The sequence below is a fragment of the Serratia sp. CY32780 genome, from assembly GCF_052169135.1.
GTDB classification, from domain to species: Bacteria; Pseudomonadota; Gammaproteobacteria; order Enterobacterales; family Enterobacteriaceae; genus Serratia; species Serratia sarumanii.
The window spans coordinates 49,449-74,219 of the sequence record NZ_JBJNLI010000001.1 but is presented as its reverse complement, the minus strand read 5'-3'; the positions used below and the strand labels follow the sequence as shown (position 1 = coordinate 74,219).

The following is a 24,771-nucleotide window of genomic DNA, read 5'->3' as shown; positions in this document are numbered from 1 at the left end:
CATCATTCTCCGGTCGGTAAATCGCTGTGCCAAACCTGGCCACCGCCCTGCGCCACCTGCAGCTCGAGCTGCGGGTGCGCGCCGCGCGCCGTCACCAGATGATCCACCCGCCCGGCGGGCAGGAAGGGGTAAGGGGCGTAGGTATTGAGCTTGTCGCGGGTACACAGCACCGCCACGCTGCCGGCGCGCGTCAGCAGCCGCTTTTTGAACGTGGCATCCTGGTAGCTCAGCGCGGAAAAGCCGCCGTCCGGGTCGTAGGCGCAGATGCCGGTGAACACCAGATCGAAATGGAAACCGTCTATCTCTTCCGCCGCCTTGGCGTCCACGCAGCCGCCGACCTGCGCATCCAGCTCGCCGCCGATCAGAATGGTGCGGAGCCCCGGCCGTTCCAGCATTTTGCCGGCGATGCTCAACGCATTGGTCACCACCGTCAAACGCCGATCGCGCGGCAACAGATCCGCCAGATACAGGTGGGTGCTGCCGGCGTCGAGGAAGATCAGCTGCTCTTCACCGATCAACCCCAGCGCGGTCTGCGCCAGCGCCAGCTTCTCATCGCCGCTGAGCGCCATGCGCGCCGCAACGGGCCCCTCGGCCGGCGTCGGCGCCAGCGCGCCGCCATAGATGCGTTTGCACAGATTCTGCGCCGCCAGCTGGCGCAGATCGCGGCGGATGGTGGCTTCGGTGGTATTCAGCCGCTGCGCCATCTCCAGCGCCAGCACCCGCCCCTGTTGGCGAAGCGTGTCGAGAATGGCCTGGTGGCGCTCATTCGGTAGCAGTTTGGACATCGTGTCAATCCGGTGACGCTAAAGTGATCACAAATGTACATAAACAAACACAAACGTACAACCGTGAGCGAAAGAAAAATCGCCGGGCAGGATTTTCGCCTGCGGGATGTTGGCTATACTGAGGCAAGCGAAGTTACCGCAGACGTAACGGCTTGGGCGCTAAGGGAAAACGATGTTATTGACGATCGCAAGGTGGCTGTTTCAACTCCCCGGGAAGCTGTTCGGGCTGATTTTCAAAAATCGCCTGAGGATATTTTTGTTCTTCATGCTGGTCGCCGTTGGGGTGCTCGGCGCCAAGCGCTATCTGCGCGCCCACCAATATGACGACGAGTTCAGCCTCACCGCCCCCGCCGATTACAACCGCGCAATAAAGCGCGAAATGCCGCTGCGCGAGGCGCGTGAACAGTGCGGCGGGCCGCTGCATGACAATGCCGGGCAGCCGTGGCCCGCCTCAGCGGGTTATCTGCATCAGCCGACGCGGCTGCCCACGGCCGGTCTACATCGGCTGACGCTGGATAATCAGGGCAACGATTTTGCGGTGCTGGTCAAGCTGGAAACGCCGACGGCGCCGCAGCAGCTGGCGGAAGTCTTTATTCCGCCCGCCGGCAGCTTCGAGGTGAAAATCAATGCGGACGCGGAACACGTGATGAAAATCAAGAACATCAAGACCGGCTGCATGTTCCGCTCCCGGCCGTTCAACCTGGATAAACAGCGCGATTGGCGCATGCCGCTGACGCTACAAAAGGACGGCAGCCTGCAACTGCAGTCGATAGGCGATCGCCAATTCTGATCGGGCGCCGGAACCGGCGCCGCATAGGGTTACTTTTTCACCGGATGATCGCGGCGGAACAGCTCCCAGCTTTCAATTTCCTGCCCACTCGGCAAGGTGCAGGTGGAATACTGGCCTGCCGCATTCTCTTTGGCGTTCAGCTTGCCGCCGATTTGGGTGCAGTACACGTCGGCCGGGTTCGCCATGCCGATCGGTTTCACCTGCGGCGGCGGTGGCGCATCGTTGGATTTCACGGAACACCCCTGCAACATCGTCATCCCTGCCAGCAGGGAAAGCATCAACGTTTTTTTCATTTTTCCAGCTTATACAAAAAAGAACGGCGGAGCACTCCGCCGTTCGCTTATCATGAAATAAAGGATTTGCCCTGTTTCAGCACCAGATCGCAGGCTTTTTGCTTCACCTTCTCGGTGATCTGCGAGGTGCCCAGGCTGTTCAGATCCAGGCTCTTGCCTTCGCCGGTCTGCAGCAAGCCGCCCAGGCCCTGCTGATAATCCTGGCTCTTGGCGTTTTCGGTGCTGGTGATGCCCAGCTTGCTGAGCAGTTGATCTTTCACCCCTTCGGCGCCGTTAGCCGACAGCACGTTGTTTTTCACGCAGTACTGCAGGATGCCGGCGGCATTGGTCATGCTGCTGGAGCTCAACGCCTTGTCGCCACCGTTCAGCAGGCCGGTCAACGAGGAGAGCGACATGCCGCCGCTGCTGTCGCCGCCCGACTTGCTCAGTTCGCCCGCCGCGCTGCTGAGGGAATCCATCAGCCCGGCGGCCTGGCTGGCGCCGCTGGCCAGGGTAGCGGACAGCGCCAAAGCCAGCAGTAAACGATGTTTGGTGATCATAGTGGTGAAACTCCTGTAATAACGGCATGCAATCGGCGCAGCGCGCCGGGATACCCTTTCCGACGCCGCCGGCGGCGACAAGTTCCTTTAATCTCGCCGCTGCGCCGTTTTTCGGAATTCAGGAAGTTTAGAACTGCCAGCGCAGCCAGGCGAAGAACACGTTGCCGTTGTTATAGGTGCCGGGAATGTAGGTCGCCTGGAACGTCAGCCGCTGATAGCCGATAGAAGCCAGCGGCAGCGGCGCCGGGATGGGAATGTATTTCCAGTTGTCACGCGCGGTGACGCTGGCGGTAAAGCCCAGCCCCAGGCGGAAATCCTTGTCATCCAGCGGGCGCCAGATCTTCTCGTAGGCGTAGCCGCCGATCGGCTCCCACTTGTTGAAGGAGTCCTTGAACGCCATGATGTAGATGCCGTGCCAGTCACCGTCGCTGTCGTAGCGGGAGATGCCGTAACCGGCGCCCCACGGGCGTTCGTTGTACTTATCGATATGTTCATCATCATAAGTCCAACGGTTGTGCCAGGTAATGGCCGGGATATAGAGATCGTGGTTAGGCGAGTTGTTCCAGGTCTCCGCCACGTTATCGGTAAAACGCTGCCATAGACCCGGTTTTTCAGCCTGCGCGGTATTGCCACTTTCTGTACCAACCTCAGCGTAAGAAGGCAGTGCAGGAAATATCAACGCCAGAGAACATGCCAAAAGAGTCCGTTTGAGAAACATCGTAAAGCTCCTGTAAAAATACGGCCGCAGATTTTTACCGATAGCCCAGGCAAGATCAAGCTGTATCTAATTTATCCAACGCCCGTTGTGCTTTGGTTAAGTTTAGCGCCGGAAAATGCCCAATAATTCATAACAAACCGTACCTCTGTCTATCCGCATGCTATCGCCTTTAAGGCGGCAAAACCGTGGGAAAAGTCCGCTTTGTCGCACGCTACTCGCGGGCAAGATGCTTGACCAACACATCGACATCGAGACGGTTCACAAATTCCAGAGAATATGAGGAATAGAGGCCGAACAGGCGGTTTTGGTGCCCGACCACCACCAGATCGATGCCGGCCTGATGAATGAAATCGTTGACGTCCTTAAAGCGCCGGATGGTGACAATTTCCTTGACCGCAACCGGCGCATCGACGGCGCTCACCAACCGGCTCAGCATCGCCTTGGCGGCGATCACCTCCTGCGCCTGGCGATCTTTGACCAGCGCATCGCTGCCGTACTCCAGCTCCGCATAGTCGGCGTTAAGGTGGCCGACGGTGATGGCGATCGGCAGCCCGCGCACCATCGCCACCGTTTGACGCAGCAACGGCAGCCCATCGCGCTCATCGTGAATCATTACCAGAATATGCCGATAGCTTTTCATCGCTCTTTCCCCCCGTCGGTCAGTGCCACTGGGGCACTACCCTCTTTGGTAGGTATACGCCATCTTCGCGCACGTGGAGAAAAGTTTACGTATCACTTCCCACGGAATGTGATGGCCACCACGTTATATTAGCGCCCGCAACGGCGTATTTTAACGCCGGCCCGACGTGGCGCGCACTGCAGCCCCCGTAAAGCAAAGCTGACGAAAATGGGCGAACAAAAACCGATTGTTGTTAATTTTTTGTTTTTTAATAGTTGCACAATGGTTTCATGAAATAAGCGTGCGGCGGATCACCAAAATCCCCCTTCACGTCAGCTTCGGCTTTTCTTTTCCAGGCTAACTGCCGGGTACCGCCAGGCAGGATTTAACGCGGCATCAAAAGTACCGGTAAACTCCCCCTGCATCATGATAAATGCCAATGCGCCGCCGCTTTGCTGTCGATATACCGCCAATGAAAAATACCGCCTCCTCCCAATACACGATAACCCTACTTTTTATGTATTTCCCAGTCGCGTAAAGCGCCGAATACAAACCGTCTATTTACCGCCTGCCCACCGTCTCTTGAACAAGTCGACGCTTTAAATAACTGTTAATGCTAACGACACAACATCGCCAGCAATTTATTTTTGCTGATTTTCGCCTGACAAAATAAAGATAAATAATCCGGAGCAATCAATGAAAATAACTATCGGGTCATTCATTCTGCAACAGCTTCACGCCCTGAACGTCGATCGTATTTACGGCGTGCCCGGCGACTATAACCTCAGCCTGCTGGAGCTGCTGGAAAGCGACGACCGGCTGGCGTTTATCGGCAACTGTAATGAATTGAACGCCGCCTACGCCGCCGACGGCTATGCCCGAATGAAGGGCGCCGGCGCGCTGATCGTCACCTACGGCGTCGGCGATCTGGCCGCGCTGTCCGGCATCGCCGGAGCCTATGCCGAATCCTCGCCGGTGGTCTGCATCGCCGGCACGCCGCCGCTGCACGCGATGAAGAATCATCAGCTATTGCACCATACTCTGGGCGACGGCAATTTCGACAACGTCATGAACTGTTTTAAACAATTCACCGTTGCTCAAGCCTTGATTACGCCGGAAAATGCCGCGCAGGAAATTCCGCGCGTTATTTCCCGCGCCTGGATAGAGAAGAAACCGGTGTATTTACAGCTGCCTTCCGATATTTGCGACGTCGAAATTGAAATCACCGCAGCCACAGAGGCGCCGCAGTTGCCGGCCAGCGATAAATACAATGTGCAATTAGCGGCGATGGCGCTGTTAACCAAAATAAAACGCGCGCAGCGCCCGATCATGTTGGTCGACCAAATGGTGGATCGCTATCAGCTGCAGCGGTTGGTGATCGAGGTCGCTCACCGCTTTGCCATTCCGCTGACCAATATGCCGACCGCCAAATGCATCATTCCGGAAGATACCGCCGGTTGGATGGGCGGCTACAGCGGCAACCTGTCGCGCCCCGAACTGTATGAACGCATGGCGCACTCGGACTGCGTGCTGAGCTTCGGCGTGCGTCTGGTGGACTCCACCACCGGCTATTTCTCGCAGCAAATTCCCGCCGCCGCTCAGGTGGATATCCAGCCGTTCTCGCTGAAGCTGGACAACACCTCCTATCCAGCGGTGGCGACGGCGGATCTGCTGCAGGCGCTGCTGGATCTGAGCGAAGACGCGCCGGTACAGCGCCTGGCGCCGCTGCCCGATCCGCGTGAAAAGCTGGCGACGCCGAGCGACGCCCCCATCGACCAGGCCTATCTGTGGCAACGGATCCAGCGATTTATCCGGGCGGATGACGTGGTGGTGGTGGAAAACGGCACCTCTGGCGCCGCCATCGGCGGCATGCGCATGCCGGGCGGCGTCAAGGTGGTCAACCAACCGATCTGGGGCTCGATCGGTTATACCCTGCCGGCGCTGCTCGGCACCCTGATGGCAGCCCCTGAGCGCCGTCACCTGCTGTTCATCGGCGACGGCTCCTTCCAGCTCACCGCGCAGGAAGTGTCTACCCTGCTGCGCTGCGAGCAAAAGCCGATCATCTTCCTGATCAACAACGACGGTTACACCATCGAGCGGTATATCCTCGGCGAAAACTCGTCCTACAACGACATCGGCCCGTGGGACTACGCCAAACTGCCGGCGGTATTGAATACCCAGGCGCAGCCGTTCAGCGTGGCGGTGGAAACCACGCAACAGCTGGAAATGGCCCTGGAACACGCCTCGCGGCAGGATCGGCTGGCGTTTATCGAGGTGAAAGTGCCGATGATGGACACGCCGCCGGTGATGAAAGAGTTCTGCAACCGCTGCAACAGCTTTAACTTCGGCCTGACCAACCCGCGCCGCAGCGCCTGATGCGCGATCGCGCCGCCGATGGTTTCAGGCCACCGGCGGCGTTTTCTTTTGGGTTACCCGCCGGCGCGCGCCATGCAGCGCTGGCGGCGTTCATCCACCCGTTTGGCGAACCAGGCGGTGGTCAGCTTGCGGGTGATTTTCGGGCTTTCCAGCTGGATGCCCGGTAGCATCTCGCGCGGCAGCTTGCCGCCCGCCAGCGCAAAGACCTTCTTATACAGATCGGTGTCGGCAAAGTCGGCCGTCTCGCCTTTCTCCAGCGCCCGGCGAATGGCGCTGTCGCTCATGTTCAGGCGCTTGCCGAGCGTGCGCACCGCCAGCTCGGTCGAGCCGGGCTTGTCGCTGCCGAAGTCGATAAGATCGCCGTCCAGCGCCAGCGGAATGGCGCTCGCCCGGCTGACCGCGTTTTGGAACGCCGCGTTGCGGCTGGCGTACCAGCCGGCGTTGAAGTCGGCAAAGCGATAAATCGGCCGGCTGTAATCGGCCGGATATCCCAGCAAATGCATAATGCCGAAGTACATGCCGCCGCGCCGGCTGAAGACTTCGCGGCGAATCGAGCCGTCGATCGGATAAGGGTACCCTTTGGCGTGCGCCTCGGCGAAGGCGATGCTCACCTGCATCGGGCCGCCGGTATGTACCGGGTTTAAATGGCCGAACAGCTTCTGCCCCATCGGCACGCGGTCGATCATGTCATCGAAGATATCGCTCAGATCCTTCTCGGTGCGCACCTTATCCAGCCGCTCGCTGTAGCTCTGCCCGTTCGACGACGAAATCTTCAACGCGGTGTGTACCAAAAAGTTCGGGATGTGCATCTGATCGGCGCGGCGGTCGATCTCCTTCCAGGCGATCTTCGGCAGCCCCGGCACCTGCGGGTTAGCCCGGAACGTCGACTCCTGTTCGGTCACCGCCAGCACCGAACACAGGTTCTCATCGCTCGGCTCGATGCCCTGCGCGGCGAAGGCGGCGGTAATATCGGTGGCCCAGCCCTGACGATCGCCGGCGTTGGCCGGGATCAGCGTCAGCAGCCGGGCTTTGACATCGGCGGGGCGCGCCGTCGGCGCCGTGGTGGTGGTTTTGCTGGTACAGCCCGCCAGCGCCAGCAGCGCGGCCAGGCTCAGCCAACGGAAGGATATCGGGTGGAATAAACGAGGTATCGGCATCTTTTCCCTGAACGTGATGACATGAACAGCACTGAAATTAGCCCAGCCGCCGCGCACAATCCAGTATAAAGATATGCCACGCCTTTCCGTCAGGCCGCTATGTTCAAACGCTCGATAAAGATGTATTTTATATACATCATATAAATCACTTTGCTTGCCCAGCCAGAGGAGCCCCTTATGGAGCAGCAGCTGCTTTGCTATAAAACCCTGCCGGAATGGAACAGCGACACGCTGCCGGAGGCCTTCCGCCAGCGCCACAACACCCAGAGCGGCACCTGGGCGAAGCTCACCGTACTGAGCGGCAGCCTGACGTTCGCCATGATGACCGAGGACGGCGCCACCACCGAGACCTGGCAGTTCAGCCCCGAAAGCCAGCCGCCGTTTATCGCACCGCAGCAGTGGCATCGCATCGTTTCCTTCTCGGACGACATGACCTGCCGGCTGGCGTTTTACTGCACGGCGGAAGATTACTACCACAAGAAATACGAACTGACGCGCACCCACTCCGAAGTGATCGAGGCGGCGGCGCGCATCGCGCCGGGCAAGGCGCTGGATCTGGGCTGCGGCGGCGGCCGCAATTCGCTCTATCTCAATCTGAAGGGTTTCGACGTCACCGCCTGGGACAAGCACGCGCCGTCGATAGACCGCCTCAATCAGATCATCGACGCCGAGCAGCTGACCCGCCTGAGCGCCGGGGTGCAGGATCTCAATACCCACCGCTTCAGCGGCGAATACGACTTCATCCTGTCCACCGTGGTGATGATGTTTCTCGAACGCCAGCAAATTCCGCATATCGTGCAAAACATGCAGGACAGCACCGTTCGCGGCGGCCATAACCTGATCGTGGCGGCGATGGATAGCGAGGATTATCCCTGCCCGCTGCCGTTCCCGTTCACTTTTAGCCCGGGTGAACTGCAGCATTATTATCGCGACTGGGAGATCCTCAAATACAACGAGGACGTCGGCCAGTTGCACAAGACCGACGCCGCCGGCAACCGTATCTCGCTGCGCTTCGCCACCCTGCTGGCGCGCAAGCTATAGCGCGTCGTGAAAGATCACCCCCAGCGTGTGGCGTTGGCCGGAACGTACCCGGCTGACGCCGTGGCGCAGATTGACCCGATAATAGCCTTTAGCCCCCGCCACCGGGCGATGATGCACGGCGAACACCACCGCGTCGCCCTGCTGCAGTGGCACCACCTCCGGCCGGCTCTGCATCCGCGGCCGCTGTTCGGTCAACACGAATTCGCCGCCGGTGAAGTCCCGTTCGGGTGCGGAGAGCAAAAACGCCACTTGCAGCGGAAACACCCGCTCGCCGTACAGATCCTGATGCAGGCAGTTGTAATCCCCCGCTTCGTAACGCAACAGCAGCGGCGTCGGCCGCCGTTGGCCGGCCCGGTGGCATTCGGCCAGGTAGGCTTCGTGTTCGGCGGGATAGCGCGCCGCCAGGCCCAATAAGGTATTCCAGCGGTTGGCCACCGGCGCCAGCCGCGCATACATCAGGCTGCGCGCCTCGGCCACCGGCAGCGGCAGCGGATAGGCGAAATAGCGGTACTCGCCGCGGCCAAAACCGTGCTGCGCCATCACGACACGGCTGCGAAAATGCGCATCGTGCGGGTAGAGCGCCGCCAGCTCGCGGCACAGGTCTTGGCTGAGCACGCCAGGCAACCGCGCGCAGCCCTGCGCATCGAGTTCGCGTTCAATTGCCGCCCAGTCCAATTCGGCCAGCCGCGCCGCCAGCGAGCGGCTCATCGCTGCGCCTCTTTTTCCAGCAAGGCTTTCTTGCGCTCGACGCCCCAGCGATAGCCGGACAAGGCGCCGTCGTTGCGCACCACCCGGTGACAGGGGATCGCCACCGCCAGCACGTTGGCGGCGCAGGCGCCGGCCACCGCGCGCACCGCTTTGGGCGCGCCGATGCGCCGGGCGATATCGGCATAGCTGACGGTTTCGCCGACCGGTATCGCCCGCAGCGCCTGCCAAACCCGCTGTTGAAACGCGGTGCCGCGAATATCCAGCGGCAGCGCCAGCCCGTTCTCCGGCGCTTCAATCAGCCCCACCACCTGCGCCATCAGCGCTTCATACTGCGCGTCGCCGCCGATCAGCTCGGCATTAGGGAACTTGTCCTGCAGATCCTGCACCAACCGCTGCGCATCGTCCCCCAGCAGAATGGCGCAGATGCCCACCTCGCTCTGCGCCGCCAGGATCTCGCCCAGCGAACAGCGCCCAACGGCGAAATGGATGCGCATGCCTTTGCCGCCCGCCCGGTAAGCCTTCGGCGTCATGCCCAGCGCGGCGTTGGCTTGCCGGTAGAAGCGGCCGTTGGCGCCATAGCCGGCGTCGAAAATCGCGTCGGTCACCGTCTCCTGCTGCGTCAGACCGGTGCGCAGCCGTTGGCTGCGCTGCGCGTCAGCATAGCCTTTCGGCGTCAGGCCGGTGATCGCTTTGAACAGCCGGTGGAAATGGTATTGGCTCAACCCGACGTGGCGCGCCAGCGTCTGCAGCGACGGCGCTTTCTCCGCCCGTTCGATATAGCGGCAGGCCTCGGCTATCTGCCGCGCATGCTGCTCCGTCAACGGCGTCAGCCCCTGGCGGCAGCGTTTGCAGGGCCGATAACCGGCCGCCTCCGCCTGCTCGGCGTCCTCGAACAGCTCCACGTTTTGCCGGTTCGGCTGGCGTGACGGGCAAGAAGGCGAGCAATACACGCCGGTGGTTTTCACCGCATAGATAAAGCGGCCGTCGGCGTGTTTATCGCGGCTGACGATCGCCAGCCAGCGCGGGTCGGCGCTGTCGATTACGTTTTTCATCATCCGTTCCTCACTGCGGTTTCGATGTTAACCAGCATAGTGACGGGCCGTTGGCGAAACACGTCGGCTCTTGCTTTTTAATTCGGCGCCGACGTTTTCAACAATGTTTCGACAATTTTTAACCAACAATATGAAGTTTATTACGTTGCCAACCCGGTTGCACAGCGTTAGGATCGCGGCCGGTCACGGGCGTGGCCAGTGTTTTTGCCTGTTAGTTGCGCGCATGGAGAGGTTATTGTGTTAGAGAGTTTTGGCGTCCTGAATTTATGGACCTATTTGGCCGGGGTGGTCTTCATTATCATTCTGCCGGGGCCGAATACGCTGTACGTACTGAAAACCGGCGTATCGCGCGGCGTGCGCGCCGGCTACACCGCGGCGCTCGGCGTGTTCATCGGCGATGCGATCCTGATCTTCTGCGCCTATATCGGCGTGGCTTCGCTGATCCGCACCACGCCGTTCCTGTTCACCCTGGTGCGTTTTCTCGGCGCGATTTACCTGCTGTTCCTCGGCGCAAAAATCCTCTACGCCACCTTCGTGCAGAAGGCGCAGGCGCAACAGCAGCAGATTGAAGGCGGCCACAGCATTCTGCGCAAATCGCTGACGCTGAGCCTGACCAACCCGAAAGCTATCTTGTTTTACGTGTCGTTCTTCGTGCAGTTCATCGACTTCAACTACGCGCACACCGGACTGTCGTTCACCATTTTGGCGCTGATCCTCGAAGCCGTCAGCTTTATCTACATGAGCACGCTGATCTTCTCCGGCGCGATGCTGGCGCATTTCTTCAATCACAAGAAAGGCCTGGCGAAGCTCGGCAACGGCCTCATCGGCCTGCTATTCCTCGGCTTCGCTACCCGTCTGGCGACCCTGAGCTCGTGATCCCTCCCGGCCGGCGCCCGCCGGCCGCGGTTTACCCTTCCGTCACGGCAAAATGACACGCAGGGCAAACCGAATGTCAGGCAGACCAAAGCCGCCGCTTTTCCGCTGATCTAGACTTGCAGGGTTAACGATAACCTGATGAGCCTGATCGGAGGATGTATGTCTGACAATACCGTAGCCGTGCTGGATAGCGTGTCGCGTTTTCTCGATCGTCAGCATGGGCTGTATATCGACGGCCAGTGGCGCGCGTCCGCCGCGGAAGGCCGCCTGGCGGTGTATAACCCCGCCAATGGGCAGCAGATCGCCACCACCGCCGATGCCAACGAACACGACGTCGCGCTGGCGGTGCAGTCCGCCCACAAAGCCTTCAGCGAAGGCGTCTGGGCGCAGCGTCTGCCGGTAGAGCGCGAACGCATCCTGCTGCGCTTCGCCGATCTGGTGGAACAGCACGCCGAGGAGCTGGCGCAGCTGGAAACCCTGGAGCAGGGCAAATCCATCAACATCGCCCGCGCTTTCGAAGTCGGCAGCACCCTGAACTGGATGCGCTACACCGCCGGGCTAGCGACCAAAATCACCGGCCAGACGCTGGACGTCTCCATTCCGATGCCGCCGGGCGCTAAATATCAGGTTTATACCCGTAAAGAGCCGATCGGCGTGGTCGCCGGCATCGTGCCCTGGAACTTCCCGCTGATGATCGGCATGTGGAAAGTGATGCCGGCGCTGGCGGCGGGCTGCTCCATCGTCATCAAGCCGTCGGAAACCACCCCGCTCACCCTGCTGCGCATCGCCGAACTGGCGAGCGAAGCCGGCGTGCCGCCGGGCGTGTTCAACGTGGTCACCGGCCGCGGCACCGTGTGCGGCAAGGTGCTGACCGAACATCCGCTGATCGCCAAAGTCAGCTTTACCGGCTCCACGCCGGTGGGCAAAAGCATCGCGCGCGCGGCGGCGGATCGCCTGACCCGCGTGACGCTGGAGCTGGGCGGCAAAAACCCGGCCATCGTGCTGAAAGATGCCGATCCGCAGCAGGTGATCGAAGGCCTGATGCTCGGCAGCTTCCTCAATCAGGGGCAGGTGTGCGCCGCCAGCTCGCGGATTTATATCGAAGCGCCGATTTATGACCAGCTGGTGGCAGGTTTCGAACAGGCGGTGAAATCGCTGTCGGTCGGGCCGGGGATGGATACCGGCGCGCAAATCAACCCGCTGGTGTCGCTCGCGCACCGCGACAAGGTGGCGGCCTACCTGGACGACGCCCGGGCGAAAAACGCCGAGCTTATCGGCGGCGCGGCCGGGCCGGATGCCAACGGCTTCTACATTCCGCCGACGCTGGTGATCAACCCGGACGACAGGCTGAACCTGACGCGTGAAGAAGTGTTCGGCCCGGTGGTCAACCTGATTCGGGTGGCCAGCGCCGAGGAGGCACTGAGCAAGGCCAACGACACCGACTTCGGGCTGACTGCCAGCCTGTGGACCACCAGCCTGCAGCAGGCGATGGCGCTGACGCCGCGCATTCAGGCCGGCACCGTGTGGGTCAACACCCATACGCTGATCGACCCGAACATGCCGTTCGGCGGGTTCAAACAGTCGGGCAGCGGCCGTGATTTCGGCCCGGATTGGCTGGACGCTTACACCGAGTCGAAATCGGTCTGCATCCGCTATTGAGTGAAGCGGCGCGGGCCTGGCCCGCGCCCTGACTTACTGATACTGCCGACGGTACTCGCTCGGCGACATGCCGAAACGCTGCTTGAAAGCGGTCGAGAAATGGCTGTGATCGGCAAAACCCCAGTCGAGGCCGACTCCGGCCAGCTTCTCCTGCCCGGCGGCGCTGCGCAGCGCCTGCGCGCACAGATCCAGCCGGCGGTTCCTGATGTACTGCGCCACCACCAGCCCCTGACGGGCGAACAGCCGATACAGGCTGCGCAGTGACACCCCCAACTCGGCCGCCACCCATTCCGGGCGCAGCTGCGGCGACTGAATATGCCTGTCGATCAACGCCAGCGCCTTGTCGAAAACCGGCTGTTGCCCCTCCGGGCGCGCCTGTTCGAGCGCCAGCGCCGGGCGCAGCAGCGCCGCCAGCGCATTCAGCACCGCCTTGCTTTCCGCCGCGGCGAGTTGAAGATCCTGCATGCTGCTCAGCACCAGTTGGCGGCTGAGGCGCACCGCGCTGAGCTCTGCTCCGAGACGCTGGGCGCAAGGCGGCGGCAGCGGCAGGCAGCCGCGCGGCAACAACAGGGAGATTTGGCGTGAATCGCGCTGGAAGGTGAAGCTGCTGGGCCGTGAGGCGTCGATCAGCGTGATGTCGCCGGGAGAGAGCACCGTCTGGCTCTCGCCCTGCTCCATCAACGCGCTGCCGCGCAGCTGGAAGACGGTAAAAAAGTGCGCGCCGTCGCTGCGGGCGATCTCGCGCGGCGTGCGGTACAGCCGGGCCTGAGACACGTCGACCACGCTCAGGCGCAGCGCATGGGCGCGGAATTCCTGCATCGCCCCGCTGAAGCCCGGCCCCAGCGTTTTTGCGCAGAATCTGCCGCAGGCGGTGTTGATTTTCCCCAGCCACTCTTCGAAGCCGACGTCCCGGAGCGTTGCCAATGCCGTCATGATCTCTCCCTTCAAACAGCAGCGGTGCTGCGCCGTTGAACAGAAAACCACCATAACAATCCGTTAACACACAATCAATGGCGAGCCGGGGATTTGGCGCCGCGATCACAGATCATCTCATCGGGCGCCGGAGGAGGAATCGCCTTAAGGCTGCGTATCCAACAGATGCCGCACCACCGCCGCGTACTCTTTGGCGTAGCCTTCAACGCTGGTGCTGGCCATGCCGGCATTGTCTATCTTGTATTTGCCGGCTACGTAGAACGACGGGGTGCCGCGCACCTCGAACGCCTTTACCGCTTCGTTCTGCTTGGCGATCAACCCTTTGACCAGCAGGCTGTGGCGCGCGTTTTCATAGGTTGCGGCATCGATGCCGGCCGCCGTGAACACCCGCTTAATATCTTCGGCGCTATTGACGGCGCGCTGTTTCTGCACCGCGTCGAACATCGCCCCTTCAATCTTGTCTTCTACGCCCAGTACCGTCGCCACCGCCCAGGCTTCGGTCAGCTCATTGCCCAGTTTGCCCATCAGGCTGACGTGATACTTGGTGACTTTCTCACCGGCGGGCAGCGCCTGCGCCACGGTGCTGCCTACGCGGTAGGTCTCGGCGAACTGATAGCAAGGGCCGCAGTAGAAGGAGAAGAACTCCACCACCGCAGGCGCGGCGGCTACCGGCTTATCCAGCCGGGTGTATTGCTCGCCCGCACGGTAATCCGCGGCCTGAACCGCGGGCAGCGCCAACATCAATACGACGGCGGCAGCGAACGAACGCTTAACGTTTGCCAACATAAACACTCCTGGTTTCGATTATGAACATCGTCCTTAGCGGCGGTTTTTATAATCAAATAACCGGCAGAAGGCCAGTTTTTATTACCTTCTGTTTATGTGGGATTCAGTCAGCGGCCTTCGTAACCGTCCCAGTAGGCGCCCACCGCTTCCTGCGACAGCACCTGACGGCGTTTAGGATTGTCGGAGCCGCTGTAGGCGCGATTGATGAAAATGGTTTTGTGTTCCATGTTCTGCTGGAATTCCGGGCTGGCCAGATAATCGGCCTTTTGCTGCGCCTCGCTGCGCGCCACGCCTGCCGCGCGATCCTTTTTCCCCTGCTGGTAGAACTGTTCGAACATCGGCACGGCGTTTTTAATGCTGCCGTTCACATCGGTGCGGAATTGCGGGTCGAAGTCGTCGCGCGTTTGATAAACGTAGTGCTTGGCATGCCGCTCCGCGCTGCTGAGGTGGTGGGTGCAGGCGCTGAGCGCCAACAGCGGCAACAACAGCGCCGCGCTTTTCAGTCTTTTCATGTCGTCTGTCCCTGTCAGTGAGGAAGGTTCCTTTAGCGCCAAGAGCATAGCGCCGGCCCCCGGTAAACGTCAAACAACAAAATACGCATCACATTGTTTTATATTAATATTATATACATTGATTGGTATTCATTGCCTGAAACACTATGCTTTAACCGAACAGGGTAAACACTCACCGACAGCGAGGCGGCCAATGAAACCGATCGACAAAAACGTGGGGGAGTACGACCTCACGGCGGAAAAAAAAGCGGGCATGATCACCGGCACTATCCGCGGCGAGCTGCCGGACAGCGACGCCAATCTGCCGCTGCTGCCCTTCTCCGGCACCTTTGCCGGCCCGAGCGTGGCCGAAGCCATCGCCGATATTCAGCAGCAGTTCCCCGACATCGAACCGGCGATTATCGACGACCTGCGCGAGGAACTGCTGAAGGCCGGTTTCTAAACCGGATCGCGGTGGCGCACGAACGGGCTATAGACCGGCGCACCGGGCTTCAGCGCCAGATCGGCGTCAAAATCTTCATTGCGGTTGAACCACACCGCCGGCCAGGCGGCAAGATCGCCTAAGCCAGCCCGATACGCCTGCGTCACCTGCGCCAAAGCGGCGTTCTGCACCTGCAGCGCCTCGCCCGTCAACCCGCCGCGCACGCCATAAACCAGGAACGGCTCCAGCACGCTAAAGCCGATATAGTGCAGCGCATGCATGATCGGCCACAGCATCAGCCGCATATCGCCGTCGCGCCCGTTCGGTGCGCAGGCCTGAGCAGAGGCGCCGGCGGTGACGGTCAGCAGCGCCCGTTTGCCGCGCATCACGCCGTTTTCATGGCGGTGGCGACTGTCGTAGATCCCGCCGTAAACGAACACCCGATCCATCCAGCCCTTGAGGATGGCCGGCGCGCCGAACCACCAGAAAGGGAACTGCAGCACCAGCGTGTCCGCCCAGCGCAGCAGCTCGATATGCCGCCGGATCTCCGCCGGCAGCGCCTGAGTCGTCCAGTGATGGCGCTGCTCCTGCATCGCATCGAACCTGTCCGCCTGCTTTCTGCTGGGGTAATGACCGGCACCCTCGCGCGGATCAAACTCCTCCTGATACAGATCGACCGTCTTCACCTGATGCCCTTGCGCCAGATAAGCCTGCCGCGCCTGTTCGGCCAAATGGGCATTGAAAGAATGCGGCTCGGGGTGAGCCAGCACAATCAGCACGTTCATCCTGTGTCTCCCGTTGTAAGGTGGTGCTGCTATGCTGTGGCTTTATCGCCCCCTTGGCAATTACGCACCTGAAGGTAACCCCCCATGGCCTATCCCGGCGACGTCTATTCGAGTAAATGCTCCGCGCGCGATGCGCTGGCGCTGATTTCCGGCAAGTGGGTGATGCTGATCCTGCCCGTGCTGGCACAGCGGCCGATGCGCAACGGCGAGCTGCTGCGCCGCATCGACGGCATTTCGCAGAAGGTGCTGACGCAAACGCTGCGCCAGTTGGAACGCAACGGGCTGCTCGAACGGCTGGATTTAAGTGAAAAGAATCAGGCACATGTGGAATACCGGCTCAGCGCCGTCGCCTGCTCGCTGGTCGAGACGCTGACGGCGCTCGACCGATGGGCGGAATACCATTTCCCCGAGCTGGACGCCGCCCGCGAGCGCTATGATGCAGACCGCAAGCGCGCGGCCGATTAAAGCGGTTTGCCTGGCAACGCGGGGCGCACAGAATGCGCAGATGAGACGCTTGTTCCCCGTCTCGCCATCCGTTATCTATAGTTAAATCAATTCGCCGGTAACGGCCCATTCCACCTGAGGATCTTGCCTTGACGTTTTTAAAACACCCTATCGCCGCGCTGGCGCTGGCAAGTGCCGGCCTGCTGTCGGCGGGCGGCGCGCTGGCCGCTTCCGATGCGCTGGTGTACTGCACTGTCGCCTCGCCGGAATCGTTCAACCCGCAGCTCTCCAGCTCCGGGCCGACCTTTATCGCCACCTCGCAGGTGCTGTACAACCGCTTGGTGACGCTGCGCGAAAGCGATAAAACCCCCGCCCCTTCGCTGGCCACCGAGTGGAGCGTCAGCCCGGACGGCAAGACCTACACCTTTACCCTGCGCCAGGGCGTGAAATTCAACAGCAACAAATACTTCACCCCAACGCGCGACTTCAACGCCGAAGACGTGGTGTTCACCGTGATGAGGCAGAAGGATCCGGCTAACCCGTATCACAAGGTCTCCGGCGGCAACTATGAATACTTCACCGACATGGGCCTGGACAAGCTGATCGCCAAGGTGGAGGCGGTGGACGAGCATCACGTGCGCTTCACGCTTAGCCAGCCCAACGCCGCCTTCGTCGCCGACTGGGCGATGGATTTCGCCTCGATCCTGTCCGCCGAATACGCCGACGCAATGCTGAAAAAGGGCACGCCGGAATACGTCGACAACTGGCCGATCGGCACCGGGCCGTTCGCGCTGCAGCAGTACAAACAGGATTCGCTGATCCGCTACATCGCCAATCCGCACTACTGGCAGGGCGAAGTGGCCAGTAAGCACCTGATCTTCTCCATCACGCCGGATCCGCAAACCCGGCTGGCCAAGCTGAAAACCAACGAATGCCAGATCATCCCCGCGCCGCTGCCGGAACAGTTCGCCGCCATCAAGGCCGACGGCAACCTGCAGCTGCACGACATCACCGGGCTGAACGTCGGCTATCTGGCGTTCAACACCCAGAAAAAACCGTTCGACAACCTGCTGGTGCGCCAGGCATTGAGCTATGCGGTGGACAAGAAAGCGATCGTCGCCGCGGTGTTCAAAGACAGCGGCACGCCGGCCAATTCGCTGCTGCCGCCGGGCATGCTGGGCTACAACGATAAACTGCCGGAGTACGCCTACGATCCGCAGAAGGCGCGCGAGCTGCTGAAGCAGGCCGGGCTGGAGCAGGGCTTTGAGACCGACATCTGGTCGATGCCGGTACAGCGCCCTTACAACCCGAACTCGAAGCGCATCGCCGAGATGATCCAGAGCGACTGGGCGAAGGTGGGCGTGAAGGCCAAGATCGTCACCTGGGAGTGGGGCCAGTATCTGGCCGGGCTGCGCAAAGGCGAGCAGCAGAGCGCGCTGTACGGCTGGGTGTCGGACAACGGCGATCCGGACAACTTCGCCACCCTGCTCGGCTGCGCCGGGGTGCAGAGCGGCGCCAACGTGGCGCGCTGGTGCGATAAGGATTATGACCGGCTGATCCAGCAGGCGATTCTGGAGAACCAGCCACAGGCTCGCGCCAAGCTGTATCAACAGGCACAGGTGATCTTCGCCAAACAGGCGCCGTGGCTGCCGCTGGCCACCGGCAAAGTGTTCTACGCCACCCGCAGCAACCTGAGCGGCTATGTGGTGGACGTGAACGGCAGCGATTTCGCCAAGGCCAAATTGAACTGATCTCAGGCGCCGCAGCGAGGGCTGCGGCGCTATTTGCTTCGCTACTTATTAAGCTGCCAGCCTCTGAATCTATCGTCCATTAGCTTCACAACTTACGATGCCGGCTGCCTTGCGTGCCTCCAGGCACTTAGCCCACTAAATTCATAGCTTAATAAGCGGTTTAACCCCTGGCATTTTGCTTAAACTGCACACGGGCGCTTTCCTCACCTGTAACATTTCGTTACCATCGGCGCACAGACCCTTTAACATCAAAAGGCAACCCGGTGCAGAACACCTACATGCCGTGGCAAATTCGCCTGCACTGGCTGGTGGCGATCCTGCTGGTCATCACCTGCGTCACCATCGAGCTGCGAGGCTTTGCCGAACCGGGCAGCGCCCCCTGGTACGTGCTGGTTGTCACCCACTTCAGCTGCGGCGTAACGGTGTTTGCGCTGATGATCGCCCGCCTGTTCCTGCGCTGGCGCCACCCTTCGCCCGCCATCGCGCCCAAACCGCCGAAGTGGCAAACCGGCCTGGCGCACCTGACGCACACCCTGATTTACCTGCTGCTGTTGACGCTGCCGGTGCTGGGGGTGTATTCGCGCTATCTGGGCGGCAAGGAGTGGTATCTGTTCGGCCTGCCGATGCCGTTCGCCGACGTGGCCGATCGGCCGCAGGCGCGGATGATTATCGGCTGGCACAAAACGCTGGCGTCATTCGGCTACTGGCTGATCGGCCTGCATGCCGCCGCCGCACTGTTTCACCACTACATCGTCAAGGACAATGCGCTGGTGCGCATGCTGCCGTTGATGAAAAAGCGCTGAATAATTTGGCGCCAGGGATGAATTTTCGGGCCACGCCCGCTGACAGGGAATGACATGCAAACCCAATTTTTTAATGTGACCGTCGAACAATGTGCCTGCCAACAGACGGCGCCCGACAACCTGGTGAGGATCATCGCCGCCGGCCAAACGTTCTTTTTTTACCGTGACGACTTCAGCGACAGCGAAAATCTGCTGGCCACGCTCGCCACCGGCGATCGGGTGAAGATTGGCGCCCATCGCCTGCAGGACGGCAGCTACTGGCTGCACTGGCTGCTGCACGAGACAAAAGGCCGGCTGGAGCCCGACAGAACGCTGAAATACAAGCTGAAATACTTCGCCCTGCTGGTGCTGGGCGCGGCGCTGGCCGGCGGTTTTCCGGCAGCCTTTTTCATCATGGACGGGGAAGATTCCTGGCTGACCATCGTTCTGTTCTTTATCGCCGTAATCGCCGGCCTTGTCGGCATCGGCATGGTGCTGTTCGTCGGTTCTGAGCTGCTGCTGATCGGGCATCGCGGCCGCAGGCGCCTGCTCAAGGCGCTGGATCGCGTGCTGCAGGGGCAAGACGTCACGCCGCCCGGATCGCTCAGCCTGAAAATCCCCGGCATCAGATACCGCGCCGTCAGTGCAGACGCCGCGTCAGTGCCCACAACGCAACAAACCGAGTTTCCCCTCCCTGACGGCGTCGAGGCCTCCGGCATCGAGACGGTCAACGCCCTGAGCTACGAACTCCGCCACTATGAGATCCCGCGGCAGGTGCAGTATTTGGACACCTATGCGTGGCGCCAGAAGGAGACGCACTTCGCGTTGACGACCCGTGCGCTCAACGTCCCCAATACCAAACTGCATCCGGTATTTCGTCGGCAACATCCGCTTTTCATCGCCAAAGGCGATCCGCTGCAGGTGCTGTATTGCGAGAACGACACCGTCCCCGAGTTGCCTACGGTGCGTGGGATCATCAACCACCGCGATCGCCAGACTTACCTCATCGGCGGCCGCCGCTACTTCACCGAATCCGGCCTTAACCTGTGCGCGCGCGTTGTCTTCATTCTCGGCGCGATCGTGACGTGCTTTGTGCTCGGCCTGGCGGTGGCGGATAACGCCGATACCCCGGCGGGCTTTTACCTGGATGCCTGGACCCTGCAGCGTCTCGGCAGCGAATTGCCACCGATTCTTCTCTTAATGATGCTGATGGTCAGCGGCCTCGCGCTGTTGATCGAGGGCTTCGCCCAGATCTGCCGCCTTTACTCTTTTGACCAGCACCGCACGTTTAAAACGTTTAAATACCTGCGCAATCTGCGCCGCAGGTTATGGCAGCAGGATCAGGTGACGGAGCTGAAATGATGACGTTAGCACTTTATAAAAGACCCCTTATTATCCTGACGCTGTTTTTGGCCAGCGCGCTGGGCGTCTATTTCCTCGCCCCAGAACAACGCTATGCGCAGTGGCAATGGACCCAGAGCGACGAAGCATTGCCGACGATAGCCCATTACGATCTCATCCACAGCTACCCGGCGCAGGACGGCGCCCTGCTGCTCATCAGCAAAAGGAGTGAGCGCGGGGCCTACAATAGCTTTTACGGCTGGGCGGCCAACTATCTCAGCCAGGTGTTGTTCAGCGGCCCGCAGGGATTGCAGATGCTGGGGGAACTCGACGAGTCTATCCACGATGCGGTTTGCGGCGGGCAGGAGTGCGTGCTTTTTCTGTCCAAGGGGCGCCGGATGGTCGATGTGAAACAGGGCACCATCGGGGCGCTGATCCCTTGGCCGGAGGGCGACGACAACCGGCCTTCCTTTATCGGCGGCAAACTGGTGGCGCTGCCGGGTAAACGCGCGCTGTATCTCATCAGCACCGAAGGCGTATTCTACAGCCCGGACTTTGGCGCCCATTGGCGGCAAACGCTGGATCTGCCGGCGCTGTTGGAAGCGCGACAGCTGCTGGGTTTTGAGCGCGGCGAGGAGGACTCACCGACGGCTTACGCCTCCGGCAAGCGCAAATCCATACCCGAGATCTTTACCGCCGTTGACGGCGATCGCGTGCTGTTCTGGATGAATCCGGTGCTCGGCTCCGGCGCCTTGCACATCGCCGTTAACGGCAAAACCGGCGAGGTGGCCGAACCGCATTGGCTCACGGTGCGCGTGACGGAAAGTGCGCAGGCCCCGGATGGCGGCATCTACCTGATCGCACAGACGCTGGAAAGAGGGCTGTATCAGCTCCTGCGTTATCAATCCGACGGGCAGTTGAAGGTGCTGCTGGAGACCGGCGATAAATCGCTGTATCAGCTGTGGGCAGGCAACGACAAGCTGGTCGCCCAAACGGATAACGGCGATGCGCGCCTTTCGCTGATTTTAGATCTGCGCTCATCCGACGTGCGCTACCGCCAGCCGTTGGAGTACCGCTACAACGGGCGCGACGACGCACGCCAAACCGTGATCGAACCGGAAAGCCACTATGGCGATGACGGGGAGCCCCCGGCGCTGCCCTACTTCGTTCGCTACCGTTCCACCACGCCGTGAACATGAGGAACTTGCCATGCTGTTAGGTTATGGCGCCGGCGTTGCAGGGCTGGTGGCGCTGTTGTTGGCGCTGCTGCTCGCCGGCATCCTGCTCGCCTGGTGGGGCTGGCGCTACGCTTCTGCCCGCTGCGGCCGCCCACGCCCGCCGCTTTCCTGGGGCGGCTATCTGCTGGCCTCGGCGCTGGCGATCTACCCGGTGGCGTTCGTGCTGATGCTGATCGACATCGCCATCCAGGATCTCAAGAGCCAGCGGGCGGAAGAACGCTGGAATCGGCGCAGCTACCTGACGCTCGACGAAGCCAAACCGCTCGGAGAAATCACGCTGACGAAAGGCAGCTGGGTAAACCGGCAGGAACCGCGCCTGCCCGGCACCGAAAACAGCCCCATCACGATGGACGGCGTGACCGCCGTGCGTTTTCCTCGGCCGCAGAGCGTGGCCGGCGTGCCGATCATTGCCTTCGAGGTTTTACCGCCGGTAATGGAGCTGGCGAGCGCGCACACCTTCACCCGCCCGAGCGGCCAAAGGGTACGCTGCGAAGCGGGTTGGCTGGTCTCTTTCTCTTTACCACCGGATAAGCCGGCCCCGCAGTGGGAAGAGTGGCAGGCCGGGCTGCCTGCGGCGGCGTTTCGGCCCAGCGACTGGATCTTTAGAGAGTGCTTCCCCGGCAGCCCGATCGCCGTGCTGACCTTGCACAACGGCGAAGTCAGGGTGCTGCCTTAAGCCTTACGCCGTGGCGTTGGGCAAGCGCACGGTCACGCGGTTATTGGCCGTGGGCAGCCGCAGCGGCGCGTCCTGCCAGCTTACTGCGATAACCAATACCGGCGGCGCCGCTACGCGCGGCGCACGCCCGTCGGGCCCCACGCTGTAGGCATCCCATTCAATCACGAATACGCCGCCGTCTTGCGGCTCGACCCGCTCGACAAAAAAGGTGGTGTCCGAACCGCGCCCGCCCGCCGGTTTGTGCGCGTAGGAGAGCAGGCTGAACCACTCGCCGGCGAAGTAGAGATGGTACAGACCGTCGACGATATGTTCGCCGCGGAACTGGCAGCCGCCGACGCTCAAGCCGTCGCCCGTCGGCGCTTCCGCCACGCGTTCGAGATCGCACACCAAGCGATCGGTCGGCCGGTTATCCAGCAACAGCTCATAAGGCGGCGCGTGCAGCAGCGCGGCAGGATCGTCCGCATGGCGCAAATCCGCCGGTAACGTCGAGCGCGCCGCCAGCGCGCGGCCACTGGGCAAGGCGATCTCCAGACGATCCGCCGGATCCTCTGCCCACTGCGGCACCCACAGACCGCGCACCTGACGCAGCGGCGTGGCCACCGCCTGCCGACAGCTCGCCCGCAGCCGCGCCAGCGCCTCGGCGGAACCGCCGGCCACTGCTTCCAGCTCGCGATCGGTCAGCGCAGGCAGCGCGTACATCGCCCGGGCGGCAGGTTCGTAGACCGTCAGCCCCTCACCCTCGCGGCTGCGGGTCGGGATCAGGCGCAACCTGCCGCCGTCCACGTCCTGCGGCGCCGCACAGGCGCCATGCACAATCGCTCCGTCGCGCAGCAGCAGCGTCCAAAAACTGGGGCCGCCCATGCCCAGCTCCCCCACGCCGCCAATCTGCCGGTCGCTGTCGCCGGCGTGCGTCATTTCAATCGGCTGCGAACGCCAGTCGGTCTTGCGCCACTCTGCGGCCTCTTCGGGGTTTTGCACGCCTTTTGCGGCGTATTTCGCCCATTGCAGCACGGCGAACAGCGCGATGCACAACGCGCCGAAAATCGGGTAATCCCGCCAAATCAACAGCCAACCGACGATCAAAAAGGCCCAGGCGGCCATGACGATATCCTTTTTCAAGAGCAAACCGCCTGATTCTAGCGCAAGCGGTTAGCGGGGTTGAAGCCTATGCCATGAATAATTAGCCGTTAAATAGAAAGGCAATAATTTCAGCGTTACTTCTGTGACCATGAAGATCACATAAATAACGTTTCACTGAGTGATTTTAACGTAGAAAAGATAACTCTCTGTATCTCAATACAATATTTAAATCCGTATTAAAAACCGAAGAATTAAAGCGGGAAAAAACCGCAATAATTTGTGCATATTCTAAACATTGACTATGTTTAGACATACTCTTTATATGCAGGTAAACATACTGAAAAACAAAAGAGCAAGGCTCTCAAGATAATTAAACCAACCTCGCGCACCGCGTGGGTGAAACACTCTTTACTATAAAATTCCGAGGATATTTGATCTCCACGGAACGAGTAACTTTGCGTTTTATCAGGCCAATAGGCTACACACCGCAATTAATATCATTATTAGCATTTCGGAGAGCGACAATGAAAATCGTTACAGGCATTATCCTTACCTCTGTGGCCGCCTTCAGCGGCGCGGCTTACGCGGCCGATGCGCAGCCTACCACCGGCAACGCGGAAGTGACGCTGGAACACGTGCACGCCGTGATGGAAAACGGCAGCCCGGCGCCGCAGCACGACGCCGCCTGCAAAAAAGAACTTTCCATGCCGGAATCGAAATATATGGGCATGAAGGTCAAAACCGATTACACCATCAACAGCAGCACCATGATGATGTCGGCCAAATCGATGTTCCCATCGCCAAACGATAAACAGCCGATGGAACTGACGGTCGATCTCTCCGCGCTAGGCCTGGCGGATGTGTATGCCTTCGGCGCCTTTAAACCGGCCGCGCTGCCGCAGGCTTATATTTATTTCACCATCGACAAAGATTTTAAAAATCCGGTCAGCACCTTTATGGTAATTAACCAAGGCAAGCAATATAACTGCGTAATTTCCAGCTCGAATAAAATGATGAGTGAAGAAATGCGCGGCAAGATGAAGAAACAGTAACGGAACGAAAAACGGCGCTTCCCTTAACAGGAAGCGCCTTCAGCAAAGCCTTAAATCAGACCAGGATTGTATTTCTGATTGAATTTCTCTTCCGATTGGAACAGATAAATAATGCCTTCGATAAAGCCGACAATCGCCGGGATCCCCGTCCAGCAGAACAGCAGGTAGAACAGCCCCCACCACTTCATCCCTAAGTAAAACTTGTGAATGCCCAGCCCACCCAGGAAGATGGCCAGCAGGGCCGCCGCGAGCTTGTCTTTTCTGCTCATAGTACACTTCTCCTTACTTCTCACCGAACCACCGGCATGTCCAAAAAACGGATGCCGCTCCACAGAGCGCCGCATCGCAATGCTTACG

The 24,771-nt window shown here is 60.5% G+C and carries 27 protein-coding genes; 13 read left to right on the top strand and 14 right to left on the bottom strand.

What is annotated here, in order from left to right; translation table 11 throughout:
- Window positions 1-2 precede the first annotated feature (2 nt).
- Window positions 3-785 carry a DeoR/GlpR family DNA-binding transcription regulator gene (locus tag ACJ8HH_RS00395; protein ID WP_033647381.1) on the bottom strand — a complete coding sequence of 261 codons (783 nt, stop codon included), beginning with the start codon at window positions 783-785 and terminating at the stop codon, window positions 3-5.
- Between the two features lie 172 nt (window positions 786-957).
- On the opposite strand from ACJ8HH_RS00395, the gene ACJ8HH_RS00390 reads away from it, so the two are divergent.
- Window positions 958-1,575: a hypothetical protein gene (locus ACJ8HH_RS00390; protein WP_060451927.1), complete on the top strand. Its 618-nt coding sequence runs from the start codon at window positions 958-960 to the stop codon at window positions 1,573-1,575.
- Between the two features lie 29 nt (window positions 1,576-1,604).
- Here ACJ8HH_RS00390 and ACJ8HH_RS00385 read toward each other — a convergent pair whose 3' ends face one another.
- From ACJ8HH_RS00385 to ACJ8HH_RS00370, 4 genes are all read right to left on the bottom strand, one after another.
- On the bottom strand, window positions 1,605-1,868 hold the full coding sequence (locus ACJ8HH_RS00385; RefSeq protein WP_004940597.1) for a putative hemolysin: 264 nt from the start codon (window positions 1,866-1,868) through the stop codon (window positions 1,605-1,607).
- 50 nt (window positions 1,869-1,918) lie between these two features.
- A complete protein-coding gene (locus ACJ8HH_RS00380) occupies window positions 1,919-2,407 on the bottom strand; it encodes a DUF2501 domain-containing protein (RefSeq protein WP_033637239.1) in 489 nt (162 codons plus the stop codon).
- Window positions 2,408-2,534: 127 nt separating this feature from the next.
- Window positions 2,535-3,125 carry a lipid IV(A) palmitoyltransferase PagP gene (gene pagP / locus ACJ8HH_RS00375; protein ID WP_025301698.1) on the bottom strand — a complete coding sequence of 197 codons (591 nt, stop codon included), beginning with the start codon at window positions 3,123-3,125 and terminating at the stop codon, window positions 2,535-2,537.
- A 211-nt stretch (window positions 3,126-3,336) separates the two neighbouring features.
- Window positions 3,337-3,765, bottom strand: coding sequence for a universal stress protein (locus ACJ8HH_RS00370; protein ID WP_060451928.1), 429 nt, complete (start codon window positions 3,763-3,765; stop codon window positions 3,337-3,339).
- 675 nt (window positions 3,766-4,440) lie between these two features.
- Here ACJ8HH_RS00370 and ACJ8HH_RS00365 point away from each other — a divergent pair.
- Window positions 4,441-6,120, top strand: coding sequence for an alpha-keto acid decarboxylase family protein (locus ACJ8HH_RS00365; RefSeq protein ID WP_060451929.1), 1,680 nt, complete (start codon window positions 4,441-4,443; stop codon window positions 6,118-6,120).
- A 53-nt stretch (window positions 6,121-6,173) separates the two neighbouring features.
- On the opposite strand, the gene ACJ8HH_RS00360 is transcribed toward ACJ8HH_RS00365, so the two are convergent.
- Complete coding sequence (locus ACJ8HH_RS00360) at window positions 6,174-7,277, bottom strand: DUF1615 domain-containing protein (protein ID WP_049213770.1); 1,104 nt, start codon at window positions 7,275-7,277, stop codon at window positions 6,174-6,176.
- 177 nt (window positions 7,278-7,454) lie between these two features.
- Between ACJ8HH_RS00360 and tehB the strand changes: the two genes are divergently transcribed.
- Complete coding sequence (gene tehB / locus ACJ8HH_RS00355; protein ID WP_060426659.1) at window positions 7,455-8,318, top strand: SAM-dependent methyltransferase TehB; 864 nt, start codon at window positions 7,455-7,457, stop codon at window positions 8,316-8,318.
- Here the strand turns inward: tehB and ACJ8HH_RS00350 are convergent.
- Window positions 8,313-9,026 (bottom strand): 2OG-Fe(II) oxygenase, encoded by a 714-nt coding sequence (locus ACJ8HH_RS00350; RefSeq protein ID WP_060451930.1) that lies wholly within the window; start codon window positions 9,024-9,026, stop codon window positions 8,313-8,315. The two genes, tehB and ACJ8HH_RS00350, sit on opposite strands and share 6 nt — an antisense overlap.
- Entirely contained in the window at window positions 9,023-10,078 is a 1,056-nt protein-coding gene (ada, locus tag ACJ8HH_RS00345) for a bifunctional DNA-binding transcriptional regulator/O6-methylguanine-DNA methyltransferase Ada (RefSeq protein ID WP_060436972.1), read from the bottom strand. Before ada ends, ACJ8HH_RS00350 begins: the two co-directional genes overlap by 4 nt.
- A 237-nt stretch (window positions 10,079-10,315) precedes the next feature.
- Here ada and leuE point away from each other — a divergent pair, with 237 nt between their 5' ends.
- Both leuE and ACJ8HH_RS00335 read left to right on the top strand, forming a co-directional pair.
- Window positions 10,316-10,954 carry a leucine efflux protein LeuE gene (leuE, locus tag ACJ8HH_RS00340; RefSeq protein ID WP_016928933.1) on the top strand — a complete coding sequence of 213 codons (639 nt, stop codon included), beginning with the start codon at window positions 10,316-10,318 and terminating at the stop codon, window positions 10,952-10,954.
- Window positions 10,955-11,113: 159 nt separating this feature from the next.
- Window positions 11,114-12,613: an aldehyde dehydrogenase family protein gene (locus ACJ8HH_RS00335; protein ID WP_060451931.1), complete on the top strand. Its 1,500-nt coding sequence runs from the start codon at window positions 11,114-11,116 to the stop codon at window positions 12,611-12,613.
- Between the two features lie 33 nt (window positions 12,614-12,646).
- Here ACJ8HH_RS00335 and feaR read toward each other — a convergent pair whose 3' ends face one another.
- From feaR to ACJ8HH_RS00320, 3 genes are all read right to left on the bottom strand, one after another.
- Window positions 12,647-13,546: a transcriptional regulator FeaR gene (gene feaR / locus ACJ8HH_RS00330; protein WP_049213764.1), complete on the bottom strand. Its 900-nt coding sequence runs from the start codon at window positions 13,544-13,546 to the stop codon at window positions 12,647-12,649.
- Window positions 13,547-13,690: 144 nt separating this feature from the next.
- Window positions 13,691-14,332, bottom strand: a complete 642-nt coding sequence (locus tag ACJ8HH_RS00325; RefSeq protein WP_049213763.1) for a DsbA family protein — start codon at window positions 14,330-14,332, stop codon at window positions 13,691-13,693.
- Between the two features lie 107 nt (window positions 14,333-14,439).
- The gene (locus tag ACJ8HH_RS00320; protein ID WP_041033536.1) at window positions 14,440-14,844 is read right to left on the bottom strand and encodes an Exc2 family lipoprotein; all 405 of its coding nucleotides are present in this window, start codon (window positions 14,842-14,844) and stop codon (window positions 14,440-14,442) included.
- A 193-nt stretch (window positions 14,845-15,037) separates the two neighbouring features.
- Between ACJ8HH_RS00320 and ACJ8HH_RS00315 the strand changes: the two genes are divergently transcribed.
- A complete protein-coding gene (locus ACJ8HH_RS00315; RefSeq protein ID WP_019454278.1) occupies window positions 15,038-15,286 on the top strand; it encodes a hypothetical protein in 249 nt (82 codons plus the stop codon).
- Here the strand turns inward: ACJ8HH_RS00315 and ACJ8HH_RS00310 are convergent.
- A complete protein-coding gene (locus ACJ8HH_RS00310) occupies window positions 15,283-16,050 on the bottom strand; it encodes an NAD(P)H-dependent oxidoreductase (protein ID WP_049213762.1) in 768 nt (255 codons plus the stop codon). The two genes, ACJ8HH_RS00315 and ACJ8HH_RS00310, sit on opposite strands and share 4 nt — an antisense overlap.
- 84 nt (window positions 16,051-16,134) lie before the next feature.
- On the opposite strand from ACJ8HH_RS00310, the gene ACJ8HH_RS00305 reads away from it, so the two are divergent.
- The 6 genes from ACJ8HH_RS00305 to ACJ8HH_RS00280 all read left to right on the top strand — a co-directional run bounded on the left by ACJ8HH_RS00305 (window position 16,135) and on the right by ACJ8HH_RS00280 (window position 22,282).
- Window positions 16,135-16,515: a winged helix-turn-helix transcriptional regulator gene (locus ACJ8HH_RS00305; protein ID WP_060426660.1), complete on the top strand. Its 381-nt coding sequence runs from the start codon at window positions 16,135-16,137 to the stop codon at window positions 16,513-16,515.
- Between the two features lie 128 nt (window positions 16,516-16,643).
- Window positions 16,644-18,245, top strand: a complete 1,602-nt coding sequence (locus ACJ8HH_RS00300; RefSeq protein WP_060451932.1) for an ABC transporter substrate-binding protein — start codon at window positions 16,644-16,646, stop codon at window positions 18,243-18,245.
- A 278-nt stretch (window positions 18,246-18,523) separates the two neighbouring features.
- Window positions 18,524-19,048, top strand: a complete 525-nt coding sequence (gene cybB / locus ACJ8HH_RS00295) for a cytochrome b561 (RefSeq protein ID WP_079656961.1) — start codon at window positions 18,524-18,526, stop codon at window positions 19,046-19,048.
- A 54-nt stretch (window positions 19,049-19,102) separates the two neighbouring features.
- Window positions 19,103-20,389 carry a hypothetical protein gene (locus ACJ8HH_RS00290; protein ID WP_033647402.1) on the top strand — a complete coding sequence of 429 codons (1,287 nt, stop codon included), beginning with the start codon at window positions 19,103-19,105 and terminating at the stop codon, window positions 20,387-20,389.
- Window positions 20,386-21,561, top strand: a complete 1,176-nt coding sequence (locus tag ACJ8HH_RS00285) for a hypothetical protein (RefSeq protein ID WP_033647403.1) — start codon at window positions 20,386-20,388, stop codon at window positions 21,559-21,561. Before ACJ8HH_RS00290 ends, ACJ8HH_RS00285 begins: the two co-directional genes overlap by 4 nt.
- Window positions 21,562-21,577: 16 nt before the next feature.
- Window positions 21,578-22,282, top strand: a complete 705-nt coding sequence (locus ACJ8HH_RS00280) for a hypothetical protein (RefSeq protein WP_033647404.1) — start codon at window positions 21,578-21,580, stop codon at window positions 22,280-22,282.
- A 3-nt stretch (window positions 22,283-22,285) separates the two neighbouring features.
- Here ACJ8HH_RS00280 and ACJ8HH_RS00275 read toward each other — a convergent pair whose 3' ends face one another.
- On the bottom strand, window positions 22,286-23,401 hold the full coding sequence (locus tag ACJ8HH_RS00275) for a hypothetical protein (protein ID WP_226884603.1): 1,116 nt from the start codon (window positions 23,399-23,401) through the stop codon (window positions 22,286-22,288).
- A gap of 485 nt (window positions 23,402-23,886) precedes the next feature.
- Here ACJ8HH_RS00275 and ACJ8HH_RS00270 point away from each other — a divergent pair, with 485 nt between their 5' ends.
- Window positions 23,887-24,414, top strand: coding sequence for a hypothetical protein (locus ACJ8HH_RS00270; RefSeq protein ID WP_033647405.1), 528 nt, complete (start codon window positions 23,887-23,889; stop codon window positions 24,412-24,414).
- Between the two features lie 50 nt (window positions 24,415-24,464).
- Here ACJ8HH_RS00270 and ACJ8HH_RS00265 read toward each other — a convergent pair whose 3' ends face one another.
- Window positions 24,465-24,683, bottom strand: a complete 219-nt coding sequence (locus tag ACJ8HH_RS00265) for a TM2 domain-containing protein (RefSeq protein ID WP_015376761.1) — start codon at window positions 24,681-24,683, stop codon at window positions 24,465-24,467.
- Window positions 24,684-24,771: the final 88 nt, after the last annotated feature.